General features: G+C 70.1%; 15 protein-coding genes. 10 read left to right on the top strand and 5 right to left on the bottom strand.

Annotated elements, in window-relative coordinates; all coding sequences use genetic code 11:
• Positions 1-4: 4 nt before the first annotated feature.
• The gene (locus MK177_02260) at positions 5-925 is read right to left on the bottom strand and encodes a hypothetical protein (GenBank protein ID MCH2426139.1); all 921 of its coding nucleotides are present in this window, start codon (positions 923-925) and stop codon (positions 5-7) included.
• Positions 926-1091: 166 nt separating this feature from the next.
• Here MK177_02260 and ligA point away from each other — a divergent pair, with 166 nt between their 5' ends.
• Positions 1092-3158 carry an NAD-dependent DNA ligase LigA gene (gene ligA / locus MK177_02255; protein ID MCH2426138.1) on the top strand — a complete coding sequence of 689 codons (2067 nt, stop codon included), beginning with the start codon at positions 1092-1094 and terminating at the stop codon, positions 3156-3158.
• 29 nt (positions 3159-3187) lie between these two features.
• Here ligA and MK177_02250 read toward each other — a convergent pair whose 3' ends face one another.
• Positions 3188-3601: a hypothetical protein gene (locus MK177_02250; protein ID MCH2426137.1), complete on the bottom strand. Its 414-nt coding sequence runs from the start codon at positions 3599-3601 to the stop codon at positions 3188-3190.
• Positions 3602-3644: 43 nt separating this feature from the next.
• Here MK177_02250 and MK177_02245 point away from each other — a divergent pair, with 43 nt between their 5' ends.
• The 5 genes from MK177_02245 to MK177_02225 are packed head-to-tail and all read left to right on the top strand — an operon-like array spanning position 3645 to position 9592.
• Positions 3645-5597 carry a protein kinase gene (locus MK177_02245; GenBank protein MCH2426136.1) on the top strand — a complete coding sequence of 651 codons (1953 nt, stop codon included), beginning with the start codon at positions 3645-3647 and terminating at the stop codon, positions 5595-5597.
• A 20-nt stretch (positions 5598-5617) separates the two neighbouring features.
• Positions 5618-5920 (top strand): Asp-tRNA(Asn)/Glu-tRNA(Gln) amidotransferase subunit GatC, encoded by a 303-nt coding sequence (gatC, locus tag MK177_02240; protein ID MCH2426135.1) that lies wholly within the window; start codon positions 5618-5620, stop codon positions 5918-5920.
• A complete protein-coding gene (gatA, locus tag MK177_02235; GenBank protein MCH2426134.1) occupies positions 5917-7359 on the top strand; it encodes an Asp-tRNA(Asn)/Glu-tRNA(Gln) amidotransferase subunit GatA in 1443 nt (480 codons plus the stop codon). The genes gatC and gatA overlap by 4 nt, the downstream gene beginning before the upstream one ends.
• A complete protein-coding gene (gatB, locus tag MK177_02230; GenBank protein MCH2426133.1) occupies positions 7356-8804 on the top strand; it encodes an Asp-tRNA(Asn)/Glu-tRNA(Gln) amidotransferase subunit GatB in 1449 nt (482 codons plus the stop codon). Before gatA ends, gatB begins: the two co-directional genes overlap by 4 nt.
• A 2-nt stretch (positions 8805-8806) precedes the next feature.
• Positions 8807-9592: a class II aldolase/adducin family protein gene (locus tag MK177_02225; protein ID MCH2426132.1), complete on the top strand. Its 786-nt coding sequence runs from the start codon at positions 8807-8809 to the stop codon at positions 9590-9592.
• Between the two features lie 11 nt (positions 9593-9603).
• On the opposite strand, the gene MK177_02220 is transcribed toward MK177_02225, so the two are convergent.
• Complete coding sequence (locus tag MK177_02220; protein ID MCH2426131.1) at positions 9604-10908, bottom strand: MATE family efflux transporter; 1305 nt, start codon at positions 10906-10908, stop codon at positions 9604-9606.
• Positions 10909-10966: 58 nt separating this feature from the next.
• Here MK177_02220 and ilvD point away from each other — a divergent pair, with 58 nt between their 5' ends.
• Positions 10967-12664 carry a dihydroxy-acid dehydratase gene (ilvD, locus tag MK177_02215; protein MCH2426130.1) on the top strand — a complete coding sequence of 566 codons (1698 nt, stop codon included), beginning with the start codon at positions 10967-10969 and terminating at the stop codon, positions 12662-12664.
• Between the two features lie 52 nt (positions 12665-12716).
• On the opposite strand, the gene MK177_02210 is transcribed toward ilvD, so the two are convergent.
• The gene (locus MK177_02210) at positions 12717-13268 is read right to left on the bottom strand and encodes a hypothetical protein (protein ID MCH2426129.1); all 552 of its coding nucleotides are present in this window, start codon (positions 13266-13268) and stop codon (positions 12717-12719) included.
• A gap of 241 nt (positions 13269-13509) precedes the next feature.
• On the opposite strand from MK177_02210, the gene ilvB reads away from it, so the two are divergent.
• From ilvB to ilvC, 3 genes are all read left to right on the top strand, one after another.
• Positions 13510-15252, top strand: a complete 1743-nt coding sequence (gene ilvB / locus MK177_02205) for a biosynthetic-type acetolactate synthase large subunit (GenBank protein MCH2426128.1) — start codon at positions 13510-13512, stop codon at positions 15250-15252.
• Complete coding sequence (gene ilvN, locus MK177_02200; protein MCH2426127.1) at positions 15249-15770, top strand: acetolactate synthase small subunit; 522 nt, start codon at positions 15249-15251, stop codon at positions 15768-15770. The genes ilvB and ilvN overlap by 4 nt, the downstream gene beginning before the upstream one ends.
• A 100-nt stretch (positions 15771-15870) precedes the next feature.
• Positions 15871-16902, top strand: coding sequence for a ketol-acid reductoisomerase (gene ilvC, locus MK177_02195; protein ID MCH2426126.1), 1032 nt, complete (start codon positions 15871-15873; stop codon positions 16900-16902).
• Positions 16903-16963: 61 nt separating this feature from the next.
• Here ilvC and MK177_02190 read toward each other — a convergent pair whose 3' ends face one another.
• Positions 16964-18166, bottom strand: coding sequence for an acetyl-CoA C-acetyltransferase (locus tag MK177_02190; protein MCH2426125.1), 1203 nt, complete (start codon positions 18164-18166; stop codon positions 16964-16966).
• Positions 18167-18248: the final 82 nt, after the last annotated feature.

Raw genomic sequence — 18248 nt, 5'->3', positions numbered from 1 at the left:
CCTCTCAGCCGACCGGTAGGCGTCGGCGGGAAGCGTCGGCCAGCACCACGTCGGGTCGGATCGGCGAGCAGAGGAAGGCCTCGACAGGGCGGACCTCGACTGCCCTGGCACCGGTCGTGCGGCCCCGGCCTGAGGGCAGCACGTCGTGGGGTTCCCGGCACCTCACCTCCAGGGCCAGGCCATGGGCCTGCTGGGTGAGGTCCAGTGCGTCGGTGTCCGCCGGCGCCGCACCGATCCGGGCCAGGCCGGCCCGCTGGATCAGCGTCGGCTCGGCCAGGGCCAGATGGTCGTGGAGGACGAGCCCGGCCGGCACAAGCACGATCCAGCGTCGGGACAGCCGGTGGAGGGCACGGGCGGCCAGGCCGGCTGGCGGGAGGCCCATGCAGATGGCTGCGGCTCCGGCCACCCAGTGGCGGCCGATCAGCAGCACCGGACCGAGGACCAGGCCGAGGATGACGACCACGGTGGCCAACGGTCCCAGCAGCAGGGCGACGGGCCCCGGGGCCCGGAGCTGGAAGCGCCGCTCGTCGCCGTAGGAGGCCCCGTCCACGAACCGGTCTGCCGTCGGAGCCGAGAAGGCGGCTACGACCACCACGGCGGCCACGACCATCCCCGGCATCGTCCGGAGGACGCCCTCGCCTGCCGGGGCACTCCAGGCCGCAGCGACGACAAGCGCCGGAGCGCCGACCCTCAGCGCTGTCAGGGTCACCGGAAGCGGGACCAGGGTGGCGGTCAGGCCGATCGCCCAGAGGACCCAGAGGGCCACCGAGGCCGTGGACCGGGGGCCTGAGGCCATGTCGTGCAGGGCATCGGCAACGGTGGGTCCGAGGGCGACCGGAAGCACCAGCCACGCCACCCGTAGGGCGACCACGGCAGCCCGCTCGGTACCACGACCCGGGATACGGTCGTGGCCATTGCGCTGCACGAAGGCCCGTAACGGCCGGGAGGGTCGTAACGGCCGGGATGGGCGTGAGGGGCGTGAGGGACGGGCCACCACGTCAGGGTACGGGCCGGTCGGTCGAGCTACAGGACGCTCGGTCGGAGCACGCGTAGGCCCTGAGGGCGTCCCGGGCCACCGGTAGGATCGGTCCGTGAACGACGCGGAGGCCCGGATCGACGAGCTCCGGGCGCTGATCCGCCACCACGACGAGCGCTACCACGTCGACGACGCTCCCGATATCCCGGACGCCGACTTCGATGCCCTGCTGGTCGAGTTGCGTGGCCTGGAGGACCGCCACCCGTGGTTGGTCACCGCGGACTCGCCGACCCAGCGGGTGGCGGGCGCCGGGCGGTCCACCTTCGACGAGGTGGTCCACCGGGTGCCCATGCGGTCGCTGGACAACGCCTTCAGCGTCGAGGAGTTGTGGGCATGGTCCGAACGGGTCCTACGACGCCTCGGAGACGGCCTCGGAGGCGACGGGGTCCCGGCCTGGGCCTGCGAGCTGAAGTTCGACGGCCTGGCCGTGTCGCTCCGCTACGAGGACGGGGTGCTCGTCCAGGCGGCAACCCGTGGCGACGGTCGTGCAGGCGAGGACGTCACGGCCAACGTACGGACCATCGGAGACGTTCCCGTACGCCTGGCCGACGGCGCCCCTCCGGTGGTGGAGGTGCGCGGCGAGGTCTACATGTGCCTGACCGCCTTCGCAGCGTTGAACGCCGCGCAGGAGGCGGCCGACCAGAAGGTCTACGTGAACCCCCGCAACACGGCCGCCGGCTCGCTCCGCCAGAAGGACGCAGCGGTGACCGCCACCCGGGACCTCTCGTTCTGGGCCTATCAGCTGGGTGAGGTGGTCGGTGGGCCCGAGTTGGGGTCGCACGGCGACACCCTGGCCTGGCTTTCTACCCTCGGCCTGCCGGTGAACGACCGGATGGAGCGCTTCGCCGACTTCAACGAGGTCGTGGCCCACGTGGAGCTGGTTGCGGCCTCCCGCCACGACCTGGACTACGAGATAGACGGGGTGGTGGTGAAGGTCGACGACCTCGGGCTGCAGGATCGACTGGGGTTCACCGCCCGGGCTCCCCGCTGGGCCGTTGCCTTCAAGCTGCCGCCCGAGGAGCGCACCACCCGCCTGCTGGACATCGAGGTGTCGATCGGCCCCGGCGGCCAGGCTACCCCGTTCGCCCGACTCGAGCCGGTGTTCGTGGGCGGGTCAACGGTTGCCGCGGCCACCCTGCACAACGCCGACCAGGTCCGCGAGAAGGACGTCCGCCCGGGGGACATGGTGGTGGTCCGCAAGGCTGGTGACGTCATCCCCGAGGTGCTGCGTCCCGTGCTGGTCGAGCGGCCCGAAGGGCTGCCCGCCTGGTCCTTCCCGACGTCGTGTCCTGCATGTGGCGGACCGCTCGTTCGTTCGGAGGGTGAGGCGGCCACGTTCTGCACGAACCATGCCTGTCCCCGACAGGTCCGGGGACGCATCGAACACTTCGCATCCAGGGGAGCGATGGACATCGAGGGCTTCGGCGAGCAGCGGGTCGACCTGTTCGTCGGTGAGGGCATCCTGGAGGACGTGGCCGGGGTGTTCACGCTGGATTACGACCGCATTGGCGCCCTCGACGGGTTCGGCGAGACGTCGGTCTGGAACCTCCGCAGGGCCGTCGAGGCCTCCCGGGGACGACCGCTGGGACGGCTGCTGTTTGGGCTGCGCATTCCACACGTCGGGACGACGGTGGCCGATGTGGTGGCCTCGGCCTTCGGCGACCTGGACGGCCTGCTGGCCGCCTCTGTCGACGACCTGGAGGCGGTCGACGGCCTGGGCCCGATCATCGCGGCCAGCGTCCACGAATGGCTGCGCCAGTCGTCCAGCCGGGACCTGCTGGCCAGCCTTCGGGCCGCCGGCGTGAGCCTCGTAGCCGACACCGGACCGGCGGTCGGCGCCGACGTGGCCCCGGTGCTGGCCGGCATGGCCATCGTGGTGACCGGAACGCTGGACGGCTACAGCCGCGATGAGGCGAGGGCGGCGATCGTGGCCCGGGGTGGAAGGTCACCGGGCGGCGTCTCGGCGAAGACGACGGCGCTGGTTGCCGGCGAGGGTGGCGGGTCCAAGTCGGTCAGGGCCGAGGCCCTCGGTGTGCCGATCCTGGACGAGGCGGCCTTCGAGCGCCTGCTGGTCGACGGAGAGATCCCCGACCAGGGGAGAACGCCCGGCGCATCGGAGTGATCCCGGACTGAGGCGGGGCGTTGTCCGGGTCAGCCGTCCACCCGGAAGCACCAGTCGATGGTGGCTGTGCGGTCTGGGTTGCGGACCGGCCAGTAGCGGACGGTGGTGCAGACGTCCTGGGCCGGGAGCCGGTCCAGGACGAGCCCGGCGTCGGGCCGGAATATTACCGAGTTGAGGGCCTTCTGGATCCGCTGCTGGTCCAGCGGGATGGGCGTTCCGCCGATGTGGAGGATCTCGCCGGCCCATCCGGCGGTGAGGATCACGCCGACGTTGGCCTGCGGGAGCACGGTGTCTCCCCGGTGTGGCAGCAGCTCGCTGATGGCCGGGTTGGTGTCGACGGCCAGGTCGCCGGGATTCTCGCTGGGCAGCATGGCGGTCAGCACCAGGATGCCCACCCCAAGGCCCATCAGCACGCTGATCACGAGTGCGTTCCGACGAGTCACCGGTGCAGGCTATCCACGGGGCTCCCACGGGTAGCCTCAGGACGTGACCGACGGACCGTTCGGGGGCGATCCCCGGTTCACCGCCAGCGCCCCTACCGGGACATCAGGGTCGGCTGGCGCGCCCCAACAGGGCATGGGTGGCCGACTGCTGGGCGGGCGGTATCGCCTGGGCGACGCCATCGGAACCGGCGGTTCGGGCACCGTCTACCTGGCCGACGACCTCTCGCTGGGTCGGCAGGTGGCGGTCAAGGTGCTGCATTCCTCGCTGGTCGGCGACGAGGCGTTCGTGGAGCGGTTCCGGACCGAGGCCCGCCTCGTGGCGTCGCTGGCCGATCCCCACGTGGTGTCCATCTACGACTGGGGGGTCGACGGACAGGCCTACCTGGTGACCGAGTACCTGGGTGGCGGCAGCCTCCGGAGCATCCTCTCGTCGGGCCGCACCCTCAGTCCGTCGCAGATGCTGATGGTCTCCCTCGAGGCCTGCAGGGCCCTGGACCACGCCCACCGACAGGGCATCGTCCATCGGGACGTCAAGCCGGCCAACCTCTTGTTCGGACAGGACGGACGCCTCCGCGTCGCCGACTTCGGGTTGGCTGAGGCCCTCACCGGGGTCGCCAGCCGTGAGTTGTACGGCGGCGGTGGGGTGATCGGCACCGCCCGGTACGCCTCGCCGGAGCAGGCCCAGGGCCTGGCGTTGGACGGCCGATCCGACGTGTACGCCCTGGCGCTGTGCATGGTAGAGGGGGTGACAGGTCACCTCCCGTTCGTGGCCGACACCCTCGAGGGCACCCTGAGCGCCCGCGTCGGCCAGGACGTGCCGATTCCCGACACGCTGGGCCCCCTCGTCCCGGTGGTGGCCCATGCAGGCGCCGCCGAGCCTGAGAACCGTCCCACGGCCCGCGAGTTGGGGCGCATGCTGTTGGACATCGCCGGGAGGATGGCCCGACCCGAGCCGCTGCCGCTCGTCGGTCCAGGCGAGGTGGGCGCTGCCCCGATGCCGGGCGAGTCGGACCGTGTAGCACCGACCGTGTTCCCCTCCCAGCCGGTGTCACCGGCGCCCCGGCCGGTCCGCCGCCGTCGCCGCTGGACCGGTGTCCTGCTGACCGGCCTTCTCATCGTGGTGGCCGCCGTCGGCGGCATGCTCGTAAGGGAGATCAGCCGACCCACCCAGCGGGCCCTGCCCACCCTTGTGGGCTCGTCGGGCGACAGCGCCCGGTCCCTGCTCACCGAGCTGGGCTGGCTGGTGGAGAGGTTCGACGTCAGGCGCAACGGCACCAGCGCCGGTGAGGTGCTCGACATGCAGCCCCCGGCAGGTACCCGCCTGGCAGCGGGCGAGACGGTGGTGCTGGAGGTTTCGCTCGGATCCGAGCGCCAGTCGATACCGCCTGGCCTGGTGGGCGTGAGCCTGTCCGAGGCGAGTCGCCTGCTGGTCGATGCCGGCCTCGTAACCGGAGAGGTGACCCGCGTCAACAACGAGGACGTGGTCGCCGGCGTCGTGCTGGAGGTGCTGAGGTCTGGTGACACAGTCCCGAGGGGCGATGCCGTCGACCTCCTGGTCTCGGACGGACCCCTGCCCCGGGTGGTGCCCCAGGGCCTGGTCGGCATGATGCCGGCCGACGTGGTGGCCGAGCTGATTGCCCTACGACTGGCGCCGACCATGGGAGAGGAGCACGACGAGTGGGTGGCGGCCGGTCGCGTCTCCAGGGTGGAGCCGGTGGCCGGTACGCGGATGGTCGTGGGCGACGACGTCCGGGTGGTCATATCGCTGGGGGCGGCCGAGCGGGCCGTTCCTGCGCTGGAGGGGCTGTCCCTGGCCGCGGCCGAGAGCCGGCTGCAGGTGTCGGGGTTCCGCAACGTCGTGGTCGTGGGCCTGCCCGAGTCGACCGATGGGACCCCTGTCGACCGGGCCGCCCTGGTGGTGGTCTCCCAGGATCCCCCGCCGGCAAGGCGTGGAATGCCCGACGTCGAGGTCACCCTCGTGGTCGGTTCCGGCTGAACCCGTAGCGTGGCCGCCCGATGACAGAACGGATAACACGCGACGACGTGGCCCATGTGGCCGACCTGGCCCGGCTCTCGCTGACCGCCGACGAGTTGGACGCCTTCACCCTGCAGCTTGCCGACGTGCTCGACCACGCGGCCGACCTCGACGCCCTGGATCTCTCCGACCTGGAGCCCACGGCGCACCCGCTTCCACTGGTCAACGTCTTCCGGGCCGACGTCGAGGGACCGACCAGTGACCGGGACGAGGTGCTGGCCGCCGCTCCCTCGGTCGAGGAGGCGCAGTTCAGGGTGCCGCCGGTGCTGGGGGAGGTGTCGTGAGCGGCCGTGCCCTCGCCGCGGCCGTCCGATCCGGCGACCGTTCGGCCCGGTCGGTGGTCGACGAGCACCTGGTGGCCATCCGCTCAGGAGAGCCGGAGATCCACGCCTTCAACCTGGTGCTGGCCGACGAGGCCCGGGCCGCCGCCGACGAGGTCGACCGCAGGGTCGCCGCCGGTGAGGACCCGGGCGTGCTGGCCGGCGTACCGGTGGCCATCAAGGACAACATGTGCACCCGCGGGGTGCCGACCACCTGCTCCTCGCGGATCCTCGAGGGGTGGCGACCCCCGTACGACGCCACGGTCGTGGAGCGGCTGGCCGCCGCCGGCGCCGTCCTGGTCGGCAAGACCAACCTCGACGAGTTCGCCATGGGCAGCTCGACTGAGAACTCGGCCTTCGGCGCCACCCGCAACCCGTTGGACACCACGAAGGTCCCAGGCGGTTCGTCGGGTGGTTCGGCCGCGGCGGTGGCAGCCGGCTTCGTGCCGCTCTCCCTGGGAAGCGACACCGGTGGGTCGATCCGCCAGCCGGCCGCCCTCTGTGGCGTGGTCGGTGTCAAGCCCACATACGGGGCGGTTTCCCGCTACGGCCTGGTGGCCTTCGCCTCCAGCCTGGACCAGATCGGGCCGTTCGCCCGCACGGTGTCTGACGCTGCCCTGTTTCTGGAGGTCATCGGCGGGCACGATCCGCTGGACTCCACGTCCATTCCCGGGGCGGCGGCCGACCTGACGTCCGTGCTGGACCGTGGCGTGGAGGGAATGCGGATAGGCATCATCGAGGAGCTCTCGGGTGACGGCCTGGAGGGCATCGCCGGAGACGTCCGGGCCCGCCTGGGCGAGGCCGCCGCCGTCCTGGAGGCCGCCGGAGCCACGGTCGAGACCACGTCGGTGCCGTCCACGGTGTACGGCCTGTCGGCCTACTACGTGATCGCCCCGGCCGAGGCCTCGTCAAACCTGGCCCGCTACGACGGTGTGCGGTTCGGCCTGCGGGTGGATGCCCCGAACTCGGGGGACATGCACACAGCCACCCGGACCGCCGGCTTCGGCGACGAGGTCAAGCGTCGGATCATGCTCGGCACCTACGCCCTGTCGGCGGGCTACTACGACGCCTACTACGGCAAGTCCCAGAAGGTCCGGACGCTGATCGTGAACGACTTCGCCATGGCCTACGGGACCTACGACCTGCTCCTCAGCCCGACGGCGCCCACCACGGCTTTCCCGATCGGGGAGAAGACCGCCGACCCCATGACCATGTACCTCAACGACGTGTGCACCATCCCGTCGAACCTGGCCGGCCACCCGTCCATGTCGGTGCCGTTCGGGGTCGGCGACGACGGAATGCCGGTAGGCGTGCAGGTCCTGGCACCGGCCATGGGCGAACCGGCGATGTTCAGGGCTGCTGCGGTGCTCGAGGCGGCCGCACCGCCCGGAGCCTCATCGTGACCGGGGCGCCCGAGATCGTTCCGGGCTGGGAGACCGTCATCGGCCTGGAGGTCCACGCCGAGCTGGCCACGGTCACCAAGATGTTCAGCGGGGCGCCCAACCGGTTCGGCGGCGATCCCAACACCAACATCGACCCGGTGTCGCTGGGCCTGCCGGGCTCGCTGCCCGTGCTCAACGGCCATGCCGTGGAGTTGGCCATTCGGGTCGGCCTGGCCCTGAACTGCCGGATCCAGAGGTCGGTGTTCGCCCGCAAGAACTACTTCTACCCGGACATGCCGAAGGACTTCCAGATCTCCCAGTACGACCTCCCGATCAACGGGGAGGGCTGGCTGGAGCTGGCCGACGGCCGCCGGATCGGGATCGAGCGGGCACACCTCGAGGAGGACACCGGCAAGAGCACGCATGTGGGTGGCGGAGGCAGGATCCACGAGGCCGGGCATTCCCTGGTCGACTACAACCGTGCCGGCGTGCCGCTCATCGAGATCGTCGGCAGGCCCGACCTCCGGGGGTCCGAGGACGCCAGGGCCTACGTCAGCGAACTGCGTTCGATCCTGGTCGCCATCGGAGCCTCCGACGGGAAGATGGAGGAGGGGTCGATGCGGGTGGACTGCAACGTGTCGGTGCGTCCGGTGGGCCAGGCCGAGTTGGGCACCCGCTGCGAGGTCAAGAACATCAACTCGTTGCGGTCCCTGGGGAGGGCCATCGAGTACGAGGCCCGCCGCCAGGTGGACATCGTCACCTCTGGGGAGCGGGTAGAGCAGCAGACTCGGCACTGGAACGAGGACGAGGGCCGGACCCACAAGCTGCGCTCCAAGGAGGAGGCGTTCGACTACCGGTACTTCCCGGAACCGGACCTGATGCCGGTGGAGCCTTCCGAGGAGTGGATCGCCGAAATCCGGGCCGCCCTGCCGTTGTTGCCAAGGGAGCGGCGGCATCGCCTGGCCGCTGTTGCCGGCGTGGACTCCGAAGCGACCGCCCTGACCGTCGAGCGAGGCCTCGACGACCTGGCCGTGGCCACCATCGGCGCGGGAGCCGACGCCGGCCGGGTGCTGGTGCACCTGGAGAACAACCTGGCCGACGGGGTGGGCCTGCTCACTGCCGGATTGTTCGCCGCACTGGTTGCCATGGAGACCGGTGGCGACCTCACGGCCACCCAGGCCAAGACGGTTCTGGCCGTCCTGGTCGTCGACGGAGGCGATCCGGCCGCAATCGCGGCGTCCATGGGATTCGAGGCGATGGACACCCTTGAGCTGGAGGCCGTCGTGGACCGGCTCATAGCCGACCATCCCGAGGACTGGGCCGCCTTGACCACCGGTGACGAGAAGGAACGCAGGAAGAAGTCCGGCTTCTTCGTCGGCGAGGTCATGAAGGCCACCCGGGGCCAGGCAGACGGCCGGGCCGTCAACGAGCTGCTGGCCCGACGCGCAGTCGAACAGGGAGGCTGACGATGGCACTCGAACTCGACCAGTACCCGGTCATCGGCTATGGGGTCGACGTACCGGTGCCCACCGATCCCGATGAGTTACGGCTGCTGCGCAAGTGGGAGGTCGCCATCGGCTACCGCATCTTCTCGGCCATGAGCTGGGGCCAACTGGGCGACGGCCACATCACCGCACGCGACCCCGAACGGCTCGATCACTTCTGGGTGCTCGCCCACGGCATCCCGTTCTGGGCGGCCACGCTCGACAACCTCTGCCTGGTCGGGCCCGACGGCGAGGTGGTCGAGGGCTCCACCGCCGGCGGTATCAACTACGCCGCACACAACATCCACTGGCCGATCCTCGACGCCCGCCCCGACCTCGTGTCCGCCGCACACACCCACACCCAGTACGGCACCCCGTGGGCGGCCAACGTGCAACCGTTCCGGCCGATCTCCCAGGAGTCGTGCGTCTTCGTGTACGACCAGTCGATCTACCCGGGCGAGGACGTCGAGGTCGACACCTTGGCCGGCGGCCACGCCATTGCCGAGGCCATGGGCGCAACGCGGCTCTGCATCTTGCGCAACCACGGCCTCCTTACTGGCGGCGCATCGCCCGGCGAGGCCGTCGGGTTGTTCGTCTTGGCCGAACGGGTCGCCGAGGTTCACGTCAAGGCCACCGACCAGCAGCCCATCTCCGACGACGCGGCCAAGCACGCCGCCATTGCGCTGGGCTGCGACACCATCGGCTGGCGGGTCTTCCAGTGGCTGGCCCGCGACCTCATCCCCGACCCCTCGGTCGTGCTGGGCGGTTAGCGCCGCCGTGCTCAGGAGCCGACGCCGAGTATCTGCCAACGGTCGTTGCGGAAGCGGGCTCCCAGGCTGAGCCCCCTGACAACCATGAAGGCCCAGATCCCGGCCCACAGCGGGCCGATCCCGAGGTCGGCTAGCCGGGTCGCCACCATCACCGGTACCGCCACCGCGGCAGCGCCGACCATCGCCCTGGCCAGGAACCGCTGGTCACCGGCGCCGATGAGGATGCCGTCGAGGGCGAACGCCACGCCCGACAACGGCGCCATGAGGCCCACGTGCAGCAGCAGGAATCCCGCCAGGGCGACCACAGCGTCGTCCGCCGAGAACACCTGCCCCAGCACCCCGTGCACAGCGACGATTGCTGCCCCCAATACGGCGCCGATGGCGATCGACCAGCCGATGACACGCCTCCCCACCGACCTGGCGCCGGCGGGGTCGTGGGCACCGAGCAGGTTGCCGACCATGGCCTGGGCGGCTATGGCCACAGCGTCCATCGACAGCGCCAGCACCATCCAGACCTGGAACGCCACCTGGTGGGCGGCCACGTCCACGTCGCCGATCCGGGTCGCCGCGGCAGTGGCGATCAGGAATGTTCCAGTCAGGGAGAGGTTACGGACCATGAGTTCGGCGCTTACACCCAGCAGACGCCCGATGACCCGCAGGTCGGGTGCCAGCGATACGTCGAGGCGTCGGACCCAGCGGCCGATCCAGGCCAGGTAACAGCCGGCGCCCAGCCACTGGGCCACGACCGTGGCGGCCGCCGATGCTCCGATGGCCCGGTCGAACCCGTAGATGAGGACTACTTCTAGTATGAGGTTCAGTAGCGCAGTGCCCACGGCCACCCAGAGCGGACGGACCGTGTCCTTGACGCCACGCAGGTAGCCGACACCCGCAAGCATCATCAGCATTGCCGGGGCCCCCAGCAGGCTGATTCGGAAGTAGGTGCCCGCCTGGCCCAGGACCTCGCCGTCTGCGCCCAGCAGGCTCAGCAGGGGATCAGCGAATGTGGCGCCGAGCAGCGCCAGGACCACGCCGAGCACCAGCGCCAGCCAGAGGCCCTGCACTGCCTGGTGGGCGGCCCGACGGTCCTCGCCGGCGCCGGTCAGCCGGGCCACCGCCGCCGTGGTGCCGTAGGCGAGGAAGATGCACATCCCGTAGCCGAACAGCAGCGCCGCCGAGGCGACCGCCAGGCCACCCAACTCGGCGGTGCCCAAGTGCCCGATCACCGCCGTGTCGGCGAGCACGTAGAGGGGCTCCGCCAGCAGCGCCCCCAGCGCCGGGACCGCCAGCCGCAGCAGTTCTCGGTCGACCGGGCGCACGGCGTGATCGTAGGTCCCGCCGACACCGTGGACCCTGCCCACCTCTAGCCTGCTTTGCATGAGTGACTCCACAGGCCGGTCCACCATGAAGCCCCGTTCGCACGAGGTCACCGACGGCGACAACCGGGCCCCCGCCCGGGCCATGCTGCGAGCCGTCGGCATGACCGAAGACGATTTCGACAAGGCCCAGGTCGGCGTCGCCTCGTCGTGGAACGAGGTCACCCCTTGCAACCTGCCGCTAGGCGCGCTCGCCAAGCGCTGCAAGGAGGGCGTCACCGCCGCTGGCGGCTTCCCGATGGAGTTCAACACCATCGCCGTCAGCGACGGCATCTCGATGGGCCACGAGGGCATGCGCGCCAGCCTCGTCAGCCGCGAGATCATCGCCGACTCGGTCGAGGCAGTTATGCACGCCGAGCGGCTAGACGCCTTCGTCAGCTTCGCCGGCTGCGACAAGTCGCTCCCCGGAATGCTCATGGCCGCCGCCCGCATCAACCTGCCGTCAGTGTTCGTCTACGGCGGGTCGATCATGCCCGGCGAGCACCCCGACGGTCGGAAGCTGGACATCGTGAGTGTCTTCGAGGCTGTCGGCGCCCATGCCGTGGGCGGCATCGACGACGCCGAACTGCTCGCCATCGAGCGCGCCGCCTGCCCCACCATCGGCAGCTGCGCCGGGATGTTCACCGCCAACACGATGGCTGCCGTCGGCGAGGCCATAGGGATGTCGCTGCCCGGCTCGGCCTCGGCAGCTGCCATAGACGGTCGGCGGTCCGACATCGCTTTCGCCAGCGGCACCGCTGTCATGCAGTTGCTTCGCGAGAACATCCGTCCCCGCCAGATCATGACCAGGGGTGCGTTCGATAACGCCATAGCCGTGGTCATGGCCCTCGGGGGATCGACCAACGCAGTCCTCCACCTGATGGCCATCGCCTTTGAGGCAGACCTCGAACTGGACCTGGAGGACTTCAACCGTGTGGCTGCCCGGGTTCCGCACCTGGCCGACACGAAGCCCCACGGTAAGTACCACATGGTCGACATCGACCGCATCGGCGGGGTCCCGGTGGTCATGCAGATGCTTCTGGACGAGGGGCTGCTGTACGGCGACGAGGTCACCGTCACGGGTAGGACGGTTGCCGAGAACCTGGCGATGCTGGACGTGCCGGCCCCCGATGGGGACGTGATCCACGCCTTCGACGACCCGATCAACGCGGTGGGCGGACTCGCCATCCTCCGGGGCTCGTTGGCACCGAAGGGCTCGGTGGTCAAGGTGGCCGGACTGGACTTCGACCGGTTCGAGGGCCGGGCCCGGGTGTTCGACGGCGAGGACCTGGCCATGGAGGCCGTGCTGGCCGACCGCATCGAGGCTGGCGACGTCGTGGTCATCCGCTACGAGGGTCCCAAGGGCGGCCCCGGCATGCGCGAGATGCTGGCCATCACCGGTGCGATGAAGGGCGCCGGGCGGGGCGGCGACGCAGCGCTCATCACCGACGGGCGGTTCTCCGGTGGAACCCACGGGTTCTGCGTGGGCCACGTGGCGCCGGAGGCCGTGGACGGTGGTCCGATCGCCCTGGTCGCCGAGGGGGATCGCATCCTCATCGACGTCCGCAGCCACGCCATCGACCTGCTGGTCGACGAGGCCACGCTCGAGCAGCGTCGCGCGGACCTCAAGGAGTTCGAGCCCCGCTACACCTCGGGCTTCCTGGCCAAGTACGCCGCCCTGGCCCAGGGGGCCGAGAAGGGTGCCGTCACCCAGGCGTAGCCACGCCGCCCCGTGGCGGGTAGCCACTGCCAGGTAGCCGCGCCGCCTGCGTCTACGTGCCGTCGGCCCACAGGCCGGATGCCCGGGCGGCCGAGAGCATCATCCAGGGTGCCGTGTCCACGGCCAGCGTTGACGACTGGCGGGCCACCCACGCAGCCACATCGAGGCGCACCTCGGCGGGGACTTGCAGGCCGTCGCGGGGCGCCACGGCACAGGTAGGCAGGCGACCCAGGGCGTCGGCCATTGCCGCCTCGGCTCCGTCTGCCTCAACCCCGTCTGTCTCAGCTCCGTAGAACGCCGGGTCGTGCAGTTGGTGCCATTTGTCGGCTCCCATGACTACCACGTCGTGCCCAGCGGTCAGGTCGGCAACCAGGCGGGCGTCGCTGACCACGACCTCCAGCCAGGCGTGGTCGTCAGCCACCCGGTCGAGGACGGCCCGCCGGGCCTCCACGGTCGTCCGGCCACCCTGCTCCTTGCCGAGGGGGTCACGCGACAGGGCCCAGACCACGCGGTCCAGGTCCCAGCGGCGCCGGGCTGCGTCGGCGATCGCGAGGTGGGCCAGGGTCGGAGGGTCGAACGAACCGGGTTGGACACCGCTGCGCATGCCCCCATGGTGGCCGATCAGGTCAGGGTGGCGGGAGCACAGGTTCGGCGATGATCGGCGGGGCAGGTTGTGGTCACCGGGCGCACCGGCGCATAATTGCGGACCATGCAGCCGTTTCCCACCCCCCTTGCCCATGAGGTAGCGGTACTGCCGTAGGCACGCGCGACGGTTGCGTGCCTCGACCTCCCGTAGCGGGAGGTCGTTTCGTTTTTCGCCCCGATTCCCCGAAAGTCAGAATCCAATGGCCACAGAACAGATGGACGGCGGTAGAGCCCTGATCCGCGCCCTCGAGAACGAGGGCGTCGAGGTCATGTTCGGGCTGCCGGGTGGGGCGATCCTGCCGGTCTACGACCCGATCATCGACTCGTCGATCCGCCACATCCTGGTTCGCCACGAGCAGGGCGCCGGCCACATGGCCGAAGGCTACGCACATGCCACCGGCCGGCCGGGCGTCGCCATGGTCACCTCTGGTCCGGCGGCCACCAACATCGTCACACCGCTGTGCGACGCATACATGGACTCGGTCCCGATGGTCGTCATCACCGGACAGGTCCCGACCGGCGCCATCGGCACCGACGCCTTCCAGGAGTGCGACACGACCGGCATCACCCAGTCGATCACCAAGCACAACTTCCTCGTCACCGAGGCCCAGGACATCCCCCGGACCATCAAGGAGGCGTTCCACATCGCCACCACCGGTCGTCCGGGCCCGGTCCTCGTGGACATCCCGAAGGACATCGTGGACCCGGGCAACCCACGCTCGGCCATGACCTGGACCGACGACGTCACCATCGACCTGCCGGGCTACCACCCGCAGACCGAGGTCGACCCGGCGGCCATCTCGGCTGCAGCCGAGCTCATACGGGTCGCCGAGCGACCTGTGCTCTACGTGGGCGGTGGCATCCTCAAGGCCCGGGCCGCCGAGGCACTCCGTGCCCTGGCCGAGCTGACGGGGATCGGCGTGGTCACCACGCTCATGGCCCGCGGCGCCTTCCCAGACAGCCACGACCTCTGCCTCGGCATGCCGGGTATGCACGGCAACTTCACGGCGGTCACCGCCATGCAGGAATCCGACCTGCTCATCGCCCTGGGTGCCCGCTTCGACGACCGCGTCACCGGCCGCCTGGACGGCTTTGCCACCGGGGCGAAGATCATCCACGCCGAAATCGACCCGGCCGAGCTGGGCAAGGTCCGCCAGCCCGACGTGGCCATCCAGGGTGACGTCAGGGTGGCCATCGAGGCGCTCGTGGCCGAGCTCTCGGCCAACGGCACGGGCGACGCCGACCGTGGTGCCTGGAGGTCGCGGATCAGCGGCTGGCAGGAGCGGTTCCCGCTGGCCTACGAGCCCTGGATTCCGGGCGACCCCCTCAAGCCCCAGTACGTCATCGAGTGCCTGCGTGACGGCACGCCGGACGACACCATCCTCACCTCGGGCGTCGGCCAGCACCAGATGTGGGCCAGCCAGTACTGGAAGTTCGACCACCCCTACACCTGGATCAATTCCGGCGGCCTGGGCACGATGGGCTTCTCCATTCCGGCGGCCATCGGAGCCAAGGTGGCCCATCCCGACCGCATGGTGTGGGCCGTCGACGGCGACGGCTGCTTCCAGATGACGGCCCAGGAACTGGTCACGGCGACGGTCGAGGACATCCCGATCAAGGTGGCGCTGCTCAACAACTCCTACCTCGGCATGGTCCGGCAGTGGCAGGAGATGTTCTACGAGGAGCGGTACTCGGAGGTCTTCCTGTCCAAGGACGTCCCGGACTACAAGATGTGGGCCGAGTCCATGGGCTGCGTCGGCATACGGGTCGACGACCCCGACGAGGTCGAGGTGGCCATAGCCAAGGCCAACGAGGTCGACGACCGACCCGTGGTCATCGACTTCCGGGTGTCGGCGGCCGAGAAGGTCTACCCGATGGTCCCGTCGGGTGCCACGAACTCCGACCTGGTGGTGCCGCCCTTCCAGCAGCACCAGCCCCGATGAACATCCAGACACCGGAGTACCGGTACCACACGCTGGTGGTGACCGTTGAGAACAAGTCGGGCGTGCTGGCCCGGGTGGCCTCGTTGTTTGCCCGTCGAGCGTTCAACATCGAGTCGCTTGCCGTGGCGCCCACCGACGACGAGCAGTTCAGCCGGCTCACCGTGGTCGTGGACCTGGAGTCGGCGCCGCTCGACCAGATCATCAAGCAGCTGGACAAGCTGGTGAACGTGGTGGAGATCCGGGAGCTGCACCCCGGCCACGCCGTGGAGCGTGAGCTGATGCTGGTGACGGTCTCGGCGGAGCCGGATCGCCGCGACGAGATCGTGGAGCACCTGGACCGGGCAGGTGGCAAGGTCCTGAGCGTGGGCACCGATCTCATGATGTTGTCTCTCGTCGGCCTGCCGGCCCGGGTGGACGAGTTCGAGGATCTGCTCCGCCCCTACGGGATCGTGGAGTTGCAGCGCACGGGCCGGGTGGCGCTGGCCACCCTCGATGACCACGACAACGCCGGCCGGTAGCCGACGAGCAGGCCCCGAGCCGACAGCAGATCCAGATCCGGAGAGCAGCCAGCGATCCAGCAAGCAAGCCCCGTTCCGACAAGCAAGCCAGGAGAATCCCGTGGCCAACATCTACTACGAGTCCGACGTCGACCGCTCGGCGATCGCCGACCGGAAGGTGGCGATCCTGGGGTACGGCTCCCAGGGCCACGCCCACGCCCTGAACCTGAAGGAGTCCGGCATCGAGGTCTGCGTCGGGTTGCGCGACGGTTCCGCGTCGGCGGCCAAGGCCTCCGAGGCCGGCCTCGTCGTGCGGTCCCTCGCCGACGCCTCGGCATGGGCCGACGTGATCATGGTCCTGCTGCCCGACACCGACCAGGCCGCGGTCTACGAGGAGCACATCGCTCCGAACCTGCAGGCCGGCGACGCCCTGGCTTTCGCCCACGGCTTCAACATCCGGTTCGACCTGATCGACCCGCCGGCCGACGTCGACGTGATCATGGTCGCCCCCAAGGGCCCCGGGCACCTGGTGCGCAGGACCTATGTGGAGGGCGGCGGCGTGCCGTGCCTCATCGCCGTCGAGCAGGATCCGTCGGGTGGCGGCAAGGCCCTGGCCCTGGCCTATGCCGACGGCCTGGGCGGTGCCCGGGCGGGCGTGATCGAGACGACGTTCACCGAGGAGTGTGAGACCGACCTGTTCGGTGAGCAGGTGGTGCTGTGTGGTGGCATGACCGAACTCGTCCGCAGCGCGTTCGACACGCTCGTGGACGCCGGCTACCAGCCGGAGATCTGCTACTTCGAGTGCCTCCACGAGCTGAAGCTCATCGTGGACCTCATGTACGAGCAGGGCATCGGCGGCATGCGCTTCTCGGTGTCGGACACCGCCGAGTACGGCGACCTCTCCCGCGGACCACGGATCATCGATGACGACGTGAGGGCCACCATGCAGCAGGTCCTGTCAGAGATCCAGAGCGGCCAGTTCGCCGAGGAGTGGGTTGCCGAGGCCCACAGTGGCCGGGAGAACTTCTACCGCCTGGAGGCCGAGGGTCGGGAGCACCGCATCGAGAAGGTCGGTAGCGACCTGCGGGCCATGATGCCCTGGATCAGCGCCGGCAGGGTCTCGGTCCAGGAGGCCTCGGGCGGCCAGGGCTGACCCGGGGGCCCGCCGAAGCCGTGGGCCCATACCGGCTACCGGGCTGCTGCCGGCGCCGTGGTCAGCTGAGGCGCTGGACGACCATGGCCATGCCCTGGCCACCGCCCACGCACATTGCCTCCACGCCGAACTCCCCGTCGGTGTCCTCGAGGCCGTTCAGCAGGGTGGTCATGATGCGGGCGCCAGTCATGCCGAACGGGTGGCCGAGGGCGATGGCGCCGCCGTTCACGTTCAGCTTGTCAAGGTCGATGCCGACCTCGTCGGCCGAGGGCAGAACCTGCGCGGCGAAGGCCTCGTTGATCTCGAACAGGTCGATGTCGTCGGGCGTCATGCCGGCCCGGCCCAGGGCCTGGCGGATGGCCTGGATGGGGCCGAGCCCCATGATCTCCGGGCTGAGTGCCGAGACGCCCGATGAGATGATCCTGGCCAGCGGCCTGATGCCCAGCTCGGCCGCACGGGTGTCGCTCATCACCACCACGGCGGCGGCACCGTCGTTCAGCGGGCAGGCGTTGCCGGCGGTCACCGTGCCGTCGGGACGGAACACGGGCGAGAGCTGGGACACCTTCTCGTAGGTGGTGCCGGGCCTGATGCCGTCGTCGGACGAGACCACGGTGCCGTCCGGAAGGGTGTACGGGGAGATCTCCCGCTCGAAGAAGCCGCGTGCCTGGGCGGCCTCGGCCCGGTTCTGGGACCGCACGCCCCACTCGTCCTGGGCCTGACGTGACACGCCCATGTGCTCTGCCACGTTCTCGGCCGTCTGGCCCATGGCGATGTAGACGTCGGGCAGGCCGACCGGTGGGGTCCATGCGCCGGTGCCCTCGCCGGCGCGCTCCGCGGTACGGCCCTCTGCGTCGCCGAAGCGCGGGTTATGCGGGCCGGTGTCCGACGCGCCGAACTGGAAGCGGCTCACGCATTCCACCCCACCGGACACGAAGGCGTCGCCCTCGCCGGCCCGGATGGCGTGGGCGGCCATCCTGATGGTCTGGAGGGATGACGAGCAGTACCGGTTGACGGTGGTGCCCGGGGCGTCGAGGCCGGCCAGCAGGCCCGCCACCCGACCCAGGTTGTAGCCCTGCTCGCCGCCCGGCTGGGCGGTGCCCCAGATGACGTCCTCGACCTGGTCGTGGGTAAGTTCGGGGACCTTCCCCAGGACGTCGTCGATGATGAAGGCGGACATGTCGTCGGGTCGGGCGTCCACGAAGCTGCCCTTCCCGGCCCGTCCGATGGCGGTGCGGCTGGTGGCGACAATTACGGCTTCGGCCATGGGAATGGTCCTCCTGCTGGCTGGTGCGTGCCGGGGCACGGCGGTCCATTGGTTACCGACCGGTAACCCTGTATACGCCGAC

Source organism: Acidimicrobiales bacterium (genome assembly GCA_022452145.1).
Taxonomy (GTDB): domain Bacteria; phylum Actinomycetota; class Acidimicrobiia; order Acidimicrobiales; family MedAcidi-G1; genus UBA9410.
Note: the sequence above shows the minus strand (reverse complement) of the source record. Positions and strands in the feature narration are given on the sequence as shown.